General features: G+C 70.3%; 13 protein-coding genes. 7 read left to right on the top strand and 6 right to left on the bottom strand.

Translation table 11 applies throughout. The annotated features are described in order from the left end of the window. From BFF76_RS05630 to BFF76_RS05640, 3 genes are all read left to right on the top strand, one after another. On the top strand, positions 1–1,340 hold a 1,340-nt coding region (locus BFF76_RS05630), incomplete at its 5' end, for a molybdopterin molybdotransferase MoeA (RefSeq protein WP_244167230.1). Then, positions 1,298–2,440 (top strand): potassium channel family protein, encoded by a 1,143-nt coding sequence (locus BFF76_RS05635; RefSeq protein ID WP_031090500.1) that lies wholly within the window; start codon positions 1,298–1,300, stop codon positions 2,438–2,440. The genes BFF76_RS05630 and BFF76_RS05635, both read left to right, overlap by 43 nt. Positions 2,441–2,533: 93 nt before the next feature. Beyond that, the gene (locus BFF76_RS05640) at positions 2,534–3,520 is read left to right on the top strand and encodes an NAD(P)H-quinone oxidoreductase (protein ID WP_053929532.1); all 987 of its coding nucleotides are present in this window, start codon (positions 2,534–2,536) and stop codon (positions 3,518–3,520) included. 167 nt (positions 3,521–3,687) lie between these two features. Here the strand turns inward: BFF76_RS05640 and BFF76_RS05645 are convergent, their stop codons facing one another. The 3 genes from BFF76_RS05645 to BFF76_RS05655 form a co-directional block, all read right to left on the bottom strand. Further along, positions 3,688–4,236 (bottom strand): bacterial proteasome activator family protein, encoded by a 549-nt coding sequence (locus BFF76_RS05645; protein WP_078850494.1) that lies wholly within the window; start codon positions 4,234–4,236, stop codon positions 3,688–3,690. 209 nt (positions 4,237–4,445) lie between these two features. Continuing rightward, complete coding sequence (locus BFF76_RS05650) at positions 4,446–4,688, bottom strand: hypothetical protein (RefSeq protein ID WP_053929531.1); 243 nt, start codon at positions 4,686–4,688, stop codon at positions 4,446–4,448. A gap of 385 nt (positions 4,689–5,073) precedes the next feature. Next, positions 5,074–6,705: a protein kinase domain-containing protein gene (locus BFF76_RS05655; protein ID WP_065847453.1), complete on the bottom strand. Its 1,632-nt coding sequence runs from the start codon at positions 6,703–6,705 to the stop codon at positions 5,074–5,076. A gap of 294 nt (positions 6,706–6,999) precedes the next feature. Here BFF76_RS05655 and BFF76_RS05660 point away from each other — a divergent pair, with 294 nt between their 5' ends. Next, a complete protein-coding gene (locus BFF76_RS05660) occupies positions 7,000–8,607 on the top strand; it encodes a protein kinase domain-containing protein (RefSeq protein WP_031090511.1) in 1,608 nt (535 codons plus the stop codon). 37 nt (positions 8,608–8,644) lie between these two features. Here the strand turns inward: BFF76_RS05660 and BFF76_RS05665 are convergent, their stop codons facing one another. From BFF76_RS05665 to BFF76_RS05675, 3 genes are all read right to left on the bottom strand, one after another. Then, positions 8,645–9,700 carry a phosphotransferase gene (locus tag BFF76_RS05665; protein ID WP_053929529.1) on the bottom strand — a complete coding sequence of 352 codons (1,056 nt, stop codon included), beginning with the start codon at positions 9,698–9,700 and terminating at the stop codon, positions 8,645–8,647. Positions 9,701–9,725: 25 nt separating this feature from the next. Continuing rightward, on the bottom strand, positions 9,726–10,082 hold the full coding sequence (locus tag BFF76_RS05670) for a pyridoxamine 5'-phosphate oxidase family protein (RefSeq protein ID WP_051834507.1): 357 nt from the start codon (positions 10,080–10,082) through the stop codon (positions 9,726–9,728). A gap of 280 nt (positions 10,083–10,362) precedes the next feature. Continuing rightward, complete coding sequence (locus BFF76_RS05675; RefSeq protein WP_031090519.1) at positions 10,363–11,022, bottom strand: response regulator; 660 nt, start codon at positions 11,020–11,022, stop codon at positions 10,363–10,365. Positions 11,023–11,369: 347 nt separating this feature from the next. On the opposite strand from BFF76_RS05675, the gene pdhA reads away from it, so the two are divergent. Genes pdhA through BFF76_RS05690 form a run of 3 tightly spaced genes read left to right on the top strand, consistent with a single transcriptional unit; the run spans position 11,370 to position 14,928 of the window. Next, positions 11,370–12,530 carry a pyruvate dehydrogenase (acetyl-transferring) E1 component subunit alpha gene (gene pdhA, locus BFF76_RS05680; RefSeq protein ID WP_031090520.1) on the top strand — a complete coding sequence of 387 codons (1,161 nt, stop codon included), beginning with the start codon at positions 11,370–11,372 and terminating at the stop codon, positions 12,528–12,530. Positions 12,531–12,532: 2 nt separating this feature from the next. Continuing rightward, positions 12,533–13,513 carry an alpha-ketoacid dehydrogenase subunit beta gene (locus tag BFF76_RS05685; protein ID WP_031090523.1) on the top strand — a complete coding sequence of 327 codons (981 nt, stop codon included), beginning with the start codon at positions 12,533–12,535 and terminating at the stop codon, positions 13,511–13,513. Positions 13,514–13,524: 11 nt separating this feature from the next. Beyond that, a complete protein-coding gene (locus tag BFF76_RS05690) occupies positions 13,525–14,928 on the top strand; it encodes a dihydrolipoamide acetyltransferase family protein (protein ID WP_031090525.1) in 1,404 nt (467 codons plus the stop codon). The last annotated feature ends 40 nt before the right edge of the window (positions 14,929–14,968 follow it).

Raw genomic sequence — 14,968 nt, forward strand, 5'->3', positions numbered from 1 at the left:
CCCCGAGCTCCCCGCCACCGAGCCCCCCCGCTCCGGCCCCGGACGCGTCGGTCCCCTCGGGTCATACCAGCGGTCACGGAACCTCGTCGGCCCGACACTCTCCGTCCTCTTCACACGACCACCGGGCAAGGGCCACCGCCTGGGCGGGGGCGCGCGCTCTGGCCGAGCGTCTCGGCCGTGCCGCTCCCCTCGCCGCCCACCGGCTCCCTCTCGACCGGGCTCTCGGGCATGTCCTGTCCGAGGCCGTTGTCGCGCTCACTGATCTGCCGTCGTTCGACACCTCGGCGATGGACGGCTGGGCCGTCGCGGGGCCGGGCCCCTGGAGCGTGCGGGAGGGCGAAGGGCTGCTCGCCGGACGCGGAGCGGCAGAGCCGCTCCCGGACGGGCAGGCCCTCCGGATCGCCACCGGCGCACGTCTTCCGGCGGACGCCACTGCCGTCATCCGCAGCGAGCATGCACACTGCGACGAGGCCAAGGGGCTGCTGCACGCCACCCGCGAAGTCGTCCCTGGCCAGGACATCCGGCCCCGGGGGCAGGAATGCAGGTCCGGTGACGAGCTCCTTCCCGTCGGAACCGTGGTGACCCCGCCGGTTCTCGGCCTGGCGGCTGCCGCGGGTTACGACGCCCTTGTAGCCGTACCCCGACCCCGTGTGGACGTCTTCGTCCTCGGTGACGAGCTACTCACCGCGGGGCTCCCGCGGGACGGGCTGATCCGGGACGCGCTCGGCCCCATGCTGGCCCCTTGGCTCCGCTCTTTGGGGGCCGAGGTCGCCGAGCCCAGGCGCCTCGACGATGACGCCGAGGCGCTTCGTCATGCTCTCGTCTCGTCCGATGCCGATCTGATCCTCACCACGGGCGGGACAGCGTCCGGCCCGGTGGACCACGTCCACCCGGTCCTGGCCGACATCGGGGCCGAGCTACTGGTCGACGGAGTGGCTGTGCGTCCTGGCCATCCGATGCTGCTGGCGCGGCTCGCAGAGGGCGGCCCTTGCCTGGTGGGCCTGCCCGGCAACCCCCTCGCCGCGGTGTCCGGGCTGCTGACGCTGGCCGAGCCTCTGCTCCGGGCAATCGCAGGCAGGTCCGCTCCGGACCGCTACAGCGCACCCGTCCACGAAGAGGTGCACGGGCACCCGCATGACACCCGGCTGATCCCTGTGGTCCATCGCGACGAAAGCGTCGTGGCCCTCCATTACAACGGCCCCGCCATGCTCCGGGGGATCGCCGCCGCGGACGGGCTGGCCGTGGTGCCGCCCGGCGGGGTACGGTCCGGCACCGAGGTGGAGATCCTCGATCTACCGTGGGCCTCGGCGTCGCCGTGGACGGAAGGGTGTTTCACGTGAAACTTCCCGGCCACGACGCAATGGCCAGGCGCGCAGACGAACATGTCGTCCCGACCCGGGTGCTTCTGCCCCGGAGGGTGGTCGACAGGCCGCTGCGTCAGGTGGCGAAGCGACTGGCGATGGCTCTCACGGTGCTGGCCACCACGGTCTTCATCGTCTGGGCCGACCGTGACGGATACCACGACAACGCGGACGACAAGGTCGACTTCCTCGACGCCGTCTACTACGCGACAGTGACGCTGTCGACGACCGGCTACGGCGACATCGTCCCGTACAGCGACCCGGCCCGGCTCGTGAACGTGGTGCTGGTGACGCCGTTGCGCGTGCTCTTCCTGATCATCCTGGTCGGCACCACCCTTGAGGTCCTGACGGAACGGACCCGGGAGGACTTTCGCCTGAACCGTTGGAGAACCAACTTGCGTGAACACACAGTGGTCGTCGGCTTCGGCACGAAGGGCCGATCGGCGATCCAGACGCTCTGTGCCACCGGTCTCAAGAAGGACCAGATCGTCATTGTCGATCCGGCCGGAAAGGTGATCGAAGCCGCCAACGCCGAAGGCTTCGTCGGTGTGCTGGGCGATGCGACACGCAGCGATGTGCTGTTGCGAGCCGAACTTCAGAAGGCTCGTCAGATCATCATCGCCACCCAGCGCGATGACACCGCCGTACTGGTCGCCTTGACCGCGCGTCAGCTCAACCGGGGCGCCAAGATCGTGGCTGCTGTGCGCGAGGAGGAGAACGCGCCACTGCTCCGGCAGTCCGGCGCCGACGCCGTGATCACCAGCGCGAGCGCTGCGGGCCGTCTGCTCGGGCTGTCAGTCCTCAGTCCCAGCGCGGGCACGGTGATGGAGGATCTGATCCAGCAGGGCAGCGGGCTCGATCTGGTCGAACGGCCGGTCATAAAGGCCGAGGTGGGCAAGAGCGTCCGGGAGACCGACGACCTGGTGGTCAGTGTCCTGCGTGGCCACCGGCTTCTCGGCTACGACGACCCGGCGGCCAGTCCGCTGCAGCTGACGGACCGGCTGATCACGATCGTGCGGGCCTCTCCGCTCCACACCTCGTCGGCGAACCATCCCCAGCAGCCCAACCAGCGGCCGTAGCGCGCAGGATCAGGGTGTGACGCCTCGGGATCCGGGCGCGACGCAGCCAGGTCCGCCCGCGTCCGGGACGCTGTACGGAGTAGCCTCGCGGCCATGCATGCGATCACGATCCCCGAACCCGGCGGCCCCGAAGCGCTCGTATGGGCCGAGGTCCCCGATCCCGTACCAGGCGAGGGCGAGGTACTCGTCGAGGTCGTGTCCAGCGCGGTCAACCGGGCCGACGTTCTGCAGCGGCAGGGTTTCTACAATCCTCCGCCCGGCGCCTCGCCCTACCCCGGCCTCGAGTGCGCGGGCCGCATCGCGGCACTCGGCCCCGGGGTGACCGGGTGGTCCGTGGGCGACGAGGTCTGCGGACTGCTCGCGGGCGGCGGATACGCGCAGAAGGTCGCCGTGCCGGCCGGGCAGCTGCTGCCCGTGCCCGACGGCGTGGACCTGACGCAGGCCGCCGCGCTGCCCGAGGTGGCGGCCACCGTCTGGTCCAACGTCTTCATGGTGGCCCACCTGCGCCCCGGTGAGACGCTTCTGGTGCACGGCGGGTCCAGCGGGATCGGCACTATGGCGATCCAGCTCGCAAAGGCAGTCGGCGCGCGCGTCGCGGTGACTGCGGGGAGTCCCGGGAAGCTGGCGCGTTGTCAGGAACTCGGCGCCGACATCCTCATCGACTACCGCGAGCAGGACTTCGTCGAGGAACTGCGCAAGGCGACGGACGGTGCGGGAGCGGATGTGATCCTCGACATCGTCGGGGCGAAGTATCTGGACCGGAACGTGCGGGCACTGGCGGTGAACGGCCGTCTCGCCATCATCGGCCTCCAGGGCGGAGCGAAGGGCGAGCTGAACCTCAGCGCCCTGCTGAGCAAGCGGGCCGCCGTCACGGCGACCTCGCTGCGCGCGCGGCCGCTCGCGGAGAAGGCCGCGATCATCGCGGCGGTACGCGAACATGTGTGGCCGCTGCTCGCCGATGGCGTCGTCCGGCCCGTCGTGGACCGCACGGTGCCGATGGCGGAGGCAGCGGAGGCACACCGGCTGATGGAGTCCAGCAGCCACGTCGGCAAGATCCTCCTCGCGGCGCCGGCGGTCTGACCGGCGCAGGCCTGACCGGCGCACGCCTGACGTCGAACGGCCCGAGGCGCGGAAACGCGACGCACCACGACGCCCACCACAGGCTGGCAAACGCCGGGGCCCGGCACACATCGCGACATCGCGAGTGCCGGGCCCCGGTGCGTACCGCGGTCGGTGGAGGACTGGTGCTACAGATAAGGGCCGGAGCGTGCCGGACCGTGCGGATCGACGCCGCCTTCCTCGTCCTCATGCCCGACACCCGGAGGAAGGGCACGGCGCATGGACTCCAGTTGCGCACGGGCCGCCATCTGCTGGGCGAACAGTGCCGTCTGAATACCGTGGAAGAGCCCCTCCAGCCACCCGACCAGCTGGGCCTGCGCGATCCGCAGCTCGGCTTCGGAAGGAACGGACTCCTCGGTGAACGGCAGCGAGAGGCGTTCCAGCTCCTCCACGAGCTCCGGCGCCAGACCGTCCTCGAGCTCCTTCACCGAGCTCGCGTGGATCTCCTTCAGCCTGACCCGGCTCGCCTCGTCGAGAGGAGCCGCCCTGACCTCCTCCAGAAGCTGCTTGATCATGCTGCCGATGCGCATGACCTTCGCGGGCTGCTCGACCATCTCCGTCACCGGTACCTCGCGCGACTCGTCGTCACCGCCACCGCCGCCGATGGCCATTCCGTCCTGCCCCACCACGAGGACTTGGGGGTGCTCCTGCGACCGTTCATTCCTCGGCATCTCCATGACGCCATTGTCTCGCACACAGACCTCGCACCATGGTGGTGCCCCCGGAAATGGATGATCACCCTCTTCCAGGGTGCCGGGGCACAGAGGGCGCCGGGACCCCTATGGCGCTGAGGCATCTATGACACTGAGGCACCTATGGCACCGAGGCGACCGAGGGTGCCGGCACCGAGGGCGTCGGCGCATCGAGCCATCCGCAGCGGGCAGGGTCAGTTCGCGCGGCGCATGCGGAACGCCAGGAACGCCAGCCCCAGCCCGACCAGTGCGATTCCGCTGCCCAGCGACACGTCTCGCACATGCGGCAGGGCGGGCTCGTCCAGTGCCTGCCGCTGCCGTGGCGACTCACCCGGCTGCGGGAACGCCTCGGGCGGCGGTGTGAACGCGGGTACGTCCACGGGGTCCGGATCCGGTGGCATCTCGTCCGCCGTGGCCTCGGAGTCCGCGGTCTCCATGGGAGAGAGCGACCGCCCGGGCCGAGCCCTGCCCTCCCCGGCCTGTCGGCCGGCCAGAGGCGGCTCCTCGGCGGAGGAGCTCACGGTGGGAGAAGGGGAGCCCGAGGGCTTCGCCGGTGCCAGGTGCCCCGGGCCGGCGGACGCCGTCGGTCCGTTGTCCCCGTATGCCCAGGCGGTGGGGCCGAGTGCCACGCAGACCACCGTCACCAGGCAGGCGACGCACCGTGACGACCGCGAAGCCGGGAGTCCTGGGGGCATGAGATCAGCGTCACATGCCTTGATGTCTCCAGCATCCCGGAGACGCCCGTAAGCCGCATCTCACCCGCGGGCCGGAACAGCCCGGCCGAAGGCGGCGGGAGCGGACGGTGGAGAAGGGAAGGGCCGGTCAGGCCGGGTCCCCCGTAGCGATCCGCAGTTCGAAGTGCGCGCCCCGCTCCGGCACGGCCGTGCCCGTGGTCGGGAACTGGTCGGTGACCTGGTCCTCGGCGTAGGTGTTGCCCTCCACCTCGATGACCTTGACCGTCCAGCCGGCCGCGTCCGCACAGGACCTTGCGGAGATGATGTCCTTGTAGACGAAGTTCGGGGCCTGGACCTTCGCCGGGTCGTTCGAGTCCTCGGTGGCGTCGGTGCAGTCCTCCTCGTCCATCGTCCGGTTCCGCTCCGGGGGCTTGTGCTCCCCGGCGGCGGTGGACTCGCTGGAACTCGGGTCGCCGCCCTTGGCGTTCTCCGATTCGCCGCCCATGTTCAGGTAGGCGACCAGGCCGCCGATCGCGACCAGGGCGACCACGATCGACCCCAGGACGACCGGCATGTTGCGCTTGGATCCGCTGCTGCCGCCGGAGCCGGTCGCCGTCTGCGGCGACATGGCGTGCGGGGGCGGGGAATGCTGTCCCAGGTGCGCCGGAGTCCCGTAAGGCTGAGCCGCCTGCGGGTAGCCGTAGCCCGGCGTGGGAGCGGGGGTCGGAACGCCGTAAGGACCCGGCTGGTGCTGCGGGTGGGTTTGCGGCTGGTACGGCGTCTGCACGCCCTGCGGCGGCGCGGTGGCCTGGTCGACGGGCGGGAAGACCGCCGAGCCGACGCCCGAGCCGCTGTTCGCCGGGGTGACGCCGCCGATGATCGCGGGGGCGCCCGCGGGGCCGTTCGCGCTCAGCACGCGCGCGACCTCGTCCTGCATCGCCGCGGCGCTCGGGAAGCGCTCGTTCGGGTTCTTCTTCAGCGCGCGGGCGACCAGGGCGTCCATCGCGGGGGTGACCGACCGGTTGATGCTCGACGGGGCGACCGGCTCCTCCTGCACATGCGCGTAAGCGATGGCGAGCGGGGAGTCCGCATCGAACGGGATGCGCCCCGTGAGCAGCTGGAAGAGCATGATGCCGACCGAGTAGAGGTCGGAGCGCGCGTCGACGCCGCGGCCGAGCGCCTGCTCGGGGGAGAGGTACTGAGGGGTGCCGACGACCATTCCGGTCTGCGTCATCGACGTGACGCCCGACTGCATGGCCCGGGCGATACCGAAGTCCATCACCTTGACGACGCCGCGCTTGGTCATCATGACGTTGCCGGGCTTGATGTCGCGGTGGACGAGGCCCATCTCGTGGCTGGTCTCCAGGGCGGCCAGCACATCGGCCGTCACCTTGAGCGCCTTGTCGGCGGGCATCGCGCCGTACTGCTGGATGTCCGACTGGAGCACGGAGCCGAGGGGCTGCCCCTCGACGTACTCCATGACGATGTACGGCATCAGTGCGCCGCCGAGCTCGTCCTCGCCCGTGTCGAACACCGAGACGATGTTGGTGTGCTGCAGCTTGGCGACGGCCTGCGCCTCGCGCCGGAACCGCTCGCGGAAGGACTGCTCGCGCCCCAGTTCCGTGTGCAGCGTCTTGATGGCGACCTGCCGGTCCAGTGCGGAGTCGTACGCGAGGTAGACGGACGCCATGCCGCCCTCGCCGAGAAGATCGCGCAGCTGGTAGCGGCCGCCGGCCACGGAACCGCCCGCGTAGCGCCCCTGTGCGCCGTCGTGGCTCATGACTTGCATCCCCCTCGGCGCCCGACGGACGCGATCATCCCTGTTACCGGCCAAGTCTGCCCGAGGGGTACGACACGTCAAGCCGGGTGCCCGTTCCGTGACCCTACGCACAAGAAGCGTCTCGGAAGCGTTACAGGAAGCGCATGGAATTTGCGCGGACGGCGCGCGAGCCGATTGGATGGCCCGTCACTCTGAAAACGGGTGGGTGGCACAGAGGCTGTAGCGTGACGTGGCAATGCAGCAAAGCACCGTGAGAACCCGCGGACGCGCGGACAGAAACGACGGCGAGGACTGATGGCACCCGATTCCGAAGCAAACGGCGGCGGAGTTTCGGATGGCACCGACTCCTGGGGTGTCGGCGGTGTGGTCGGAGACGGCCGTTACCGCATGACCCACCGGCTCGGCCGCGGCGGCATGGCCGAGGTCTACGCCGCGGAGGACGTCCGTCTGGGACGCACGGTGGCAGTGAAGCTGCTCCGTTCCGACCTCGCCGAGGACCCGGTCTCCAAGGCCCGCTTCACGCGTGAGGCGCAGTCGGTCGCGGGGCTCAACCACCACGCGATCGTCGCCGTGTACGACTCCGGCGAGGACGTCGTGGGCGGGGCGACCGTGCCCTACATCGTCATGGAGCTCGTCGAGGGCAACACCATCCGTGACCTGCTGCTTCAGGCCGAGGCCCCGCCGCCCGAGCAGGCACTGATCATCGTGTCGGGGGTCCTGGAAGCCCTGGCGTACTCCCACCAGCACGGCATCGTGCACCGTGACATCAAGCCGGCGAACGTGATCATCACGCACTCCGGCGCGGTCAAGGTGATGGACTTCGGTATCGCCCGCGCGCTGCACGGCGCCCAGTCGACGATGACCCAGACCGGCATGGTCATGGGCACGCCGCAGTACCTCTCCCCCGAGCAGGCGCTCGGCAAGGCGGTCGACCACCGCTCCGACCTGTACGCCACCGGCTGTCTGCTCTACGAGCTGCTGGCTCTGCGGCCCCCGTTCACGGGCGAGACCCCGCTCTCCGTCGTCTATCAGCACGTCCAGGACATGCCGGTCCCGCCCTCCCAGACCGAAGGCTCGGTCCCGCCGGAGCTGGACGGGCTCGTCATGCGCTCCCTCGCGAAGGATCCGGACGACCGGTTCCAGAGCGCCGAGGAGATGCGCGGCCTCGTCCAGTACAGCCTGCAGATGCTTCAGGTCCAGGGCGGTCACACGGGCACGTGGAACACCGGCCCGGTCAACGCGAACGACGGCGGTCACACCGCTGCGATGAACATGGGCGGCAGTACGGCGGCCATGGGGCGCCCGATGCACGGGGACACCTCGCAGGGCCCGATCCTGCCTCCCATGAACCCCGACGACGGGGCGTACGCCGGCGGTCATCACAACGGCGGTGGCCGCGGCAAGATGTGGCTGTTCGTCCTGCTCGCGCTGATCGCGATCGGTGCGGGTGTCGCCTTCGCGCTCCAGGCGGCCGGCGGTGGCGACACCAAGAAGCCCCCGGCCAAGCCCTCCACCTCGTCCTCCCCGTCGTCGACCCCGTCCTCTTCGGAGCCGACGGACGAGGAGACTGAGGAGACGGAGGAGACGGACGACTCCACCGGCGGCCAGTCGTGGCCCACCGAGGAGCCCACGTACACGCCGTCGGACGAACCGACCGAGCCGACGGAGGAGCCCTCGGAGACGCCCTCGTCGCCGGACCCGGCCACGGGCGGAACGTCCGACGGCGGTACGACGACGGACGGCGGCACCGGTGACGACGGTGGGACCACCGACGGCGGCACCGACGAGGGCACCACCGGCGACGACTCGGGAGGGACGACGGACGGATCCACGGCCGGCGGCACCCCGGCGGGCACCGCGGCAGGCGCCGCCGCGGGTGCCACGGGCACGACCACCGGGTAGTGACGCCGGGCGCCGCGGGCAGTGGGGGCGGAGGCCCTCACCCCGTGAAGGCCTCGCCGACCGCCTCGTAGTGGCGCGTCCACCACACCGCCAGGGCCGACACCGCAGGGAACTGCGGGTCGGCCCTGCGGTCGTTGAGGCGGTAACGCCAGCGCAGTATCCAGAAGTCGTTGAGGCGCTCCCACCAGACCCGGTGCACCGCGGCCGCCAGCTCGGCCGCTCCGGCGCCCGCCGACCGGCGGTAGGCGCGGGCGTACGCCCGCACCTTCTCCAGCGCCAGCTCCCCGTCCGGCCGGACGAAGAAGATCGCCGCAGCCCGTACGGCCTCCTCCGCGCGCGGCTGTACACCGAGGCGGTCCCAGTCCACGATCGCGACGGGGTCGGCGCCCCGGTAGAGCAGATTGAGCGGGTGGAAGTCGCCGTGCACCCATCCCCTCGCAGAGCTTTCGGGTGTGGGCGGGCGGCGGTGCGCGTGCTGCTCCAGCAGGGCTCGCCGTTCGACGAGACGATGCACGGCGAGCTCGTCGAACGCGTCCCGGGGGCCCAGCCGCCGCGCCGCCGTGAGCAGCTCGTCGATCAGTGTGAACGTATCGGCGGGGTCGGGACTGCGGCCTCGGGCCGGAGGTGGCGGGTCCGCTTCCATGACCTGCTCCAGACCTGTGTGCACGGCTCCGAGGAGGGCCCCGAGCCGGCGTGACTGGGCGGTCGTCAGCTGGGTGCCGTCCCGGTGGAGGCCGTCCACCCAGCGGTGGAGGGCGTAACGCTGCCCGTCGATCACCGTGACCGTGTCACCCTGCGTGTCCGCGAGGGGAGGGGCGACCGGCACACCGAGCGAGTGCAGCCGCTGGGTCGCCCTGTGCTGCCGGACGATCGTGGCGTGGTCACCGCTGGCATCGTCCAGGTGGTGCTTGTCGAGGTGGTGCTTGAGGAAGTACGAACCGCGGGTGGTGGACACGCGATAACCGTGGTTGAGCAGGCCCTTGCTGAGGGGTTCGCAGGCGAGGAGTTCGCCGGCGTCCGGGTGCCGGCGCAGGACCTCGCCGACCGGAGGGACAGGTGGGAAGGTCACAGATGAGCACAGCACTCGACACATGTTAGGTGACGCTACGTGTCTGCCCTTACGGGCTTGCGTCGAAAGCCAGAGTGTGCATATGGGCGAGGTGTGGATCGAGCCTCAGATACACGGGATCGAACAGTTCGCCGTTGACCTCGGTCGGACCGGTCCCGAAGCGTTCACGCTGGTCGGAGGGTGGATGCACGATCTCGACCGGGCCGGTGAACTGCACCGACCAGAGGTCTCCCGCGCCACCACCGGACGCGGGGAGGCTGAAGTTGTCCGCCCCGTACGCGACGACGCTTCCGTCGCAGGACTCGTGGAAGCCGACCCCTCTGTGCATCCGCAGCACCACACGGCCCTCGATCACCAGGTGCCTGGCCACCGCGAGGAACGGCAGGGCGCGCATGCTCATGGCCATACGGCCGTGACGGACGCTGCCGAGCAGCTCGACGGCGCGGAGCCTGTCCGTGACGGAGGTACCGGAGGAACCCGCAGTGCCGGACGAGCCGGAACCAGTCACGGTTCCGGCGGTGTCGGAAGGGCGGCAAGAAAACATGCCACCACTCTCCGGGACGGGTAGGAGCGGTGTAAGGGTCCGCGGCCCCGGCGGGCGGGGACCAAAGTCCCTGGCCGGGCCGGGGAGGTCCCTGGCGCCCCGGCGAGGCGGGGGCCAAGGTTCCGGCACCGTGTCCGCCCTCTCAGCGCTTCTCGGCCTGCAGCCTCGCCACGTACGCCGCCGCCTGGGACCGCCGCTCCATGCCCAGCTTGGAGAGCAGGCTGGAGACGTAGTTCTTGATGGTCTTCTCGGCCAGGTGCAGCCGCTCCCCGATCACCCGGTTCGTCAGCCCCTCGCCGATCAGGTCGAGAATCCGGCGCTCCTGGTCGGTGAGCCCGGCGAGCCGGTCGTCGGCCTTGCCGTCCTTGCCCTCGCGCAGCCGTTCCAGCACGCGTGCGGTGGCCGCCGGGTCCAGCAGGGATTTGCCGGCTGCCACGTCGCGCACGGCGCTGAGCAGCTCGTTGCCGCGGATGGCCTTCAGTACGTAACCCGAGGCGCCCGCCATGATCGCGTCGAAGAGGGCCTCGTCATCGGCGTACGAAGTGAGCATCAGGCACCTGATGTTCTCGTCCCGGGAGCGGACCTCGCGGCAGACCTCCACCCCGCTGCCGTCCGGCAGCCGCACGTCCAGGACGGCGACGTCGGGCCGGGTCGCGGGAATCCGGGCGAGCGCGTCCGCGGCTGTGCCGGCTTCGCCGACGACCTCGATGTCCTCCTCGGCGGTCAGCAGCTCATGGACGCCGCGCCGGACGACTTCGTGATCATCGAGCAGAAATACCCTGATTTTTCCTTCTTCGCGCACATTCGCAGTCTCACACACTCCCCTGCCGTTTGCTCTTCCCTGGGGCTGCCGGCCGGGATAACGTGCCGTTGTTCCGGCCGCCTGCCAGGGTGTTACCAGTGCTGTGACCAGCGAGAGTTCGCGGTTTTCGCGATTTACTTGGAAATCCAAGCAAAAACGCAGGTCACAAGGTGTTTCGCAGTTGTGCGGTGCACTGGGTAACGTGCTTATGACAGGCGCTCGCCGGGGCACCTGTCACGCCTGTTCCCGGCCGAGCGGCACCCACCCCGTGCACGGGCCCGGACCACAGGCGAGCCGCACTGGCTTCCCGGCCATCCCGGGGGCCGGACCGACGGAGGAGCACGCACGTGACCGTGGAGAGCACTGCCGCGCGCAAACCGCGACGCAGCAGCAAGCGGACCAGCGCCGCGAAGACGCCCGCGAAGACGCCGGAGGGTTCCGGCCCCCAGCTGGTACAGCTCCTGACGCCCGAGGGCGAGCGGGTCGAGCACCCGGACTTCGAGATCGACCTGAGCGCGGACGAGCTCCGCGGTCTTTACCGGGACATGGTCCTGACCCGGCGCTTCGACGCCGAGGCCACGGCGCTGCAGCGCCAGGGCGAGCTGGGCCTGTGGGCCTCGCTGCTGGGCCAGGAGGCCGCGCAGATCGGCTCCGGCCGGGCGCTGCGCGACGACGACTACGTCTTCCCGACCTACCGGGAGCACGGCGTCGCCTGGTGCCGGGGCGTCGACCCCACCAATCTGCTCGGGATGTTCCGGGGTGTGAACCACGGTGGCTGGGACCCGACCACCAACAACTTCCACCTGTACACGATCGTCATCGGCTCGCAGACGCTGCACGCCACCGGCTACGCCATGGGCGTCGCCAAGGACGGCGCGGACTCCGCCGTGATCGCGTACTTCGGTGACGGCGCCTCCAGCCAGGGCGATGTCGCGGAGGCGTTCACCTTCTCCGCCGTCTACAACGCCCCCGTCGTCTTCTTCTGCCAGAACAACCAGTGGGCGATCTCCGAGCCCACCGAGAAGCAGATGCGTGTGCCGCTCTACCAGCGCGCGCAGGGCTTCGGTTTCCCCGGCGTCCGGGTCGACGGCAACGACGTACTGGCGTGCCTGGCCGTCACCAGGTCGGCGCTGGAGCGTGCGCGACGGGGTGAGGGACCGACCCTCGTCGAGGCGTTCACCTACCGGATGGGCGCCCACACCACCTCCGACGACCCGACCAAGTACCGGGCGGACGAGGAGCGGGCGGCCTGGGAGGCGAAGGACCCGATCCTGCGGCTGCGCACCTACATGGAGAAGCAGGACCTCGCCGACGCGGCGTACTTCACCGCGCTGGAGGAGGAGAGCGTGGCCCTCGGCAAGCGGGTGCGCGAAGTGGTGCGGGCCATGCCCGAACCGGACCGGCTGGCGATCTTCGACCACACCTATGCCGACGGCAATCCGCTCGTCGACGAGGAGCGCGCCCAGTTCGCCGCCTACCAGGCATCGTTCGCCGAGGAGGGCAACTAGCCATGGCCGCTGAGAAGATGTCCATCGCGAAGGCGCTCAACGAGTCGCTGCGCAAGGCTCTCGAGACCGACCCCAAGGTCCTCATCATGGGTGAGGACGTCGGCAAGCTCGGCGGGGTCTTCCGGATCACGGACGGGCTGCAGAAGGACTTCGGCGAGGACCGGGTCATCGACACCCCGCTCGCAGAGTCCGGCATCGTCGGCACGGCGATCGGCCTGGCCCTGCGCGGCTACCGCCCGGTGGTCGAGATCCAGTTCGACGGCTTCGTGTTTCCCGCGTACGACCAGATCGTCACGCAGCTCGCCAAGATGCACGCCCGTTCGCTCGGCAAGATCAAGCTGCCGGTCGTCGTCCGCATCCCGTACGGAGGCGGCATCGGTGCCGTCGAGCACCACAGTGAGTCGCCCGAAGCGCTGTTCGCACACGTGGCGGGCCTGAAGGTCGTCTCGCCGTCGAACGCGAGCGACGCCTACTGGATGATGCAGCAGGCCGTCCAGAGTGACGATCCGATCATCTTCTTCGAGCCCAAGCGGCGGTACTGGGACAAGAGCGAGATCGACACCGAGTCCATCCCCGGCCCGCTCCACAAGGCCGCCGTGGCCCGGGAGGGCAGCGACCTCACGCTCGTCGCTTACGGCCCCATGGTGAAGGTCTGCCTGGAGGCGGCCGCCGCCGCGCAGGAGGAGGGCAAGTCGATCGAGGTCCTGGACCTGCGGTCGATGTCCCCGATCGACTTCGACGCCGTGCAGACCTCGGTCGAGAAGACGGGCCGGCTCGTGGTGGTCCACGAGGCGCCGGTGTTCTACGGCTCGGGGGCCGAGATCGCGGCCCGCATCACGGAGCGCTGCTTCTATCATCTCGAAGCGCCGGTGCTGAGGGTCGGCGGCTATCACGCCCCCTATCCGCCGGCCAGGCTCGAGGACGAGTACCTTCCGGGTCTCGACCGGGTGCTCGACGCCGTCGACCGCTCGCTGGCGTACTGAGGAGAGGGGTCGTGACGACGATGACCGAAACGTCTGCTCGTTTCCGCGAGTTCAAGATGCCCGATGTGGGCGAAGGGCTGACCGAGGCGGAAATCCTCAAGTGGTTCGTCCAGCCCGGCGACACCGTCACCGACGGCCAGGTGGTGTGCGAGGTCGAGACGGCCAAGGCCGCTGTGGAACTGCCGATCCCGTTCGACGGGGTGGTGCACGAGCTGCGCTTCCCCGAGGGCACGACCGTCGACGTCGGCGAGGTGATCATCGCGGTGGACGTGGCACCGGGCAGTGATGACGCCCCGGCCGCGGAGACCGCCCCGGCAGTGGTCCAGCAGCCCGTGGAGGAGGCCGAGCCGGAGGCACCCAAGGGCCGCCAGCCGGTACTCGTCGGCTACGGCGTGGCCGAGTCCTCCACCAAGCGCCGTGCCCGCAGGGGCGCCGGGGTCCCGGGCCCGGCCGCCGCCGCGGTCCAGGCCGAGATCAACGGCCACGGTGCGAAGGCCGCGGAGAGCCGTCCGCTCGCCAAGCCGCCGGTACGCAAGCTGGCGAAGGACCTCGGCATCGACCTGGCGACGGTGACCCCGACCGGCGAGGGCGGCGTCATCACGCGCGAGGACGTGCACGCGGCCGCCGCGCCGGCTCCCGCCGAGGCCCCTGTACGGACCGAGGTGAGCGCCGAGGTCCCCGCGCCGGCGGTGGCTTCTTCACCGGCCCCGGCGGGCCGGGAGACCCGCATCCCGGTCAAGGGCGTGCGCAAGGCCATCGCGCAGGCCATGGTCGGCAGCGCCTTCACCGCGCCGCACGTCACCGAGTTCGTGACCGTCGACGTGACGCGCACGATGAAGCTCGTGGCGGAGCTCAAGGAAGACAAGGACATGGCGGGAGTCCGGGTCAATCCGCTCCTGATCATCGCCAAGGCGCTCCTGGTCGCGATCAGGCGCAACCCGGCGGTCAACGCCGCCTGGGACGAGGCCAGCCAGGAGATCGTCCAGAAGCACTACGTCAATCTGGGCATCGCCGCCGCGACCCCGCGTGGTCTGATCGTGCCGAACATCAAGGACGCCCACGACATGACCCTGCCCCAGCTGGGCGAGGCGCTGGGTGAGCTGGTCTCCACGGCGCGCGAGGGCAGGACGTCCCCGGCGGCCATGGCGGGCGGCACGGTGACCATCACCAACGTCGGCGTCTTCGGCGTCGACACGGGTACGCCGATCCTCAACTCGGGCGAGTCCGCGATCCTCGCGATCGGGACGATCAAGCCCCAGCCCTGGGTCCACAAGGGCAAGGTGAAGCCCCGTCAGGTGACCACGCTGGCGCTCTCCTTCGACCACCGGCTGGTCGACGGCGAGCTCGGTTCCAAGGTGCTCGCGGACGTCGCGGCGATCCTGGAGCAGCCGAAGCGGCTGATCACCTGGGGCTAGGAAGCCACGCAGAGGGGCCCGCCGCGCGGATGCGGCGGGC

Source organism: Streptomyces mutomycini, from assembly GCF_001700505.1.
In the GTDB taxonomy this organism is placed as follows: domain Bacteria; phylum Actinomycetota; class Actinomycetes; order Streptomycetales; family Streptomycetaceae; genus Streptomyces; species Streptomyces mutomycini.

Excerpts from the sequence above, each read along its gene's own strand:
- BFF76_RS05640 (WP_053929532.1), top strand. The coding sequence starts at position 2,534 with ATGCATGCGATCACGATCCCCGAACCCGGCGGCCCCGAAGCGCTCGTA.
- BFF76_RS05645 (WP_078850494.1), bottom strand. The coding sequence starts at position 4,236 with ATGGAGATGCCGAGGAATGAACGGTCGCAGGAGCACCCCCAAGTCCTC.
- BFF76_RS05650 (WP_053929531.1), bottom strand. The coding sequence starts at position 4,688 with ATGGAGACCGCGGACTCCGAGGCCACGGCGGACGAGATGCCACCGGAT.
- BFF76_RS05655 (WP_065847453.1), bottom strand. The coding sequence starts at position 6,705 with ATGAGCCACGACGGCGCACAGGGGCGCTACGCGGGCGGTTCCGTGGCC.
- BFF76_RS05660 (WP_031090511.1), top strand. The coding sequence starts at position 7,000 with ATGGCACCCGATTCCGAAGCAAACGGCGGCGGAGTTTCGGATGGCACC.
- BFF76_RS05665 (WP_053929529.1), bottom strand. The coding sequence starts at position 9,700 with ATGTGTCGAGTGCTGTGCTCATCTGTGACCTTCCCACCTGTCCCTCCG.
- BFF76_RS05670 (WP_051834507.1), bottom strand. The coding sequence starts at position 10,082 with ATGGCCATGAGCATGCGCGCCCTGCCGTTCCTCGCGGTGGCCAGGCAC.
- BFF76_RS05685 (WP_031090523.1), top strand. The coding sequence starts at position 12,533 with ATGGCCGCTGAGAAGATGTCCATCGCGAAGGCGCTCAACGAGTCGCTG.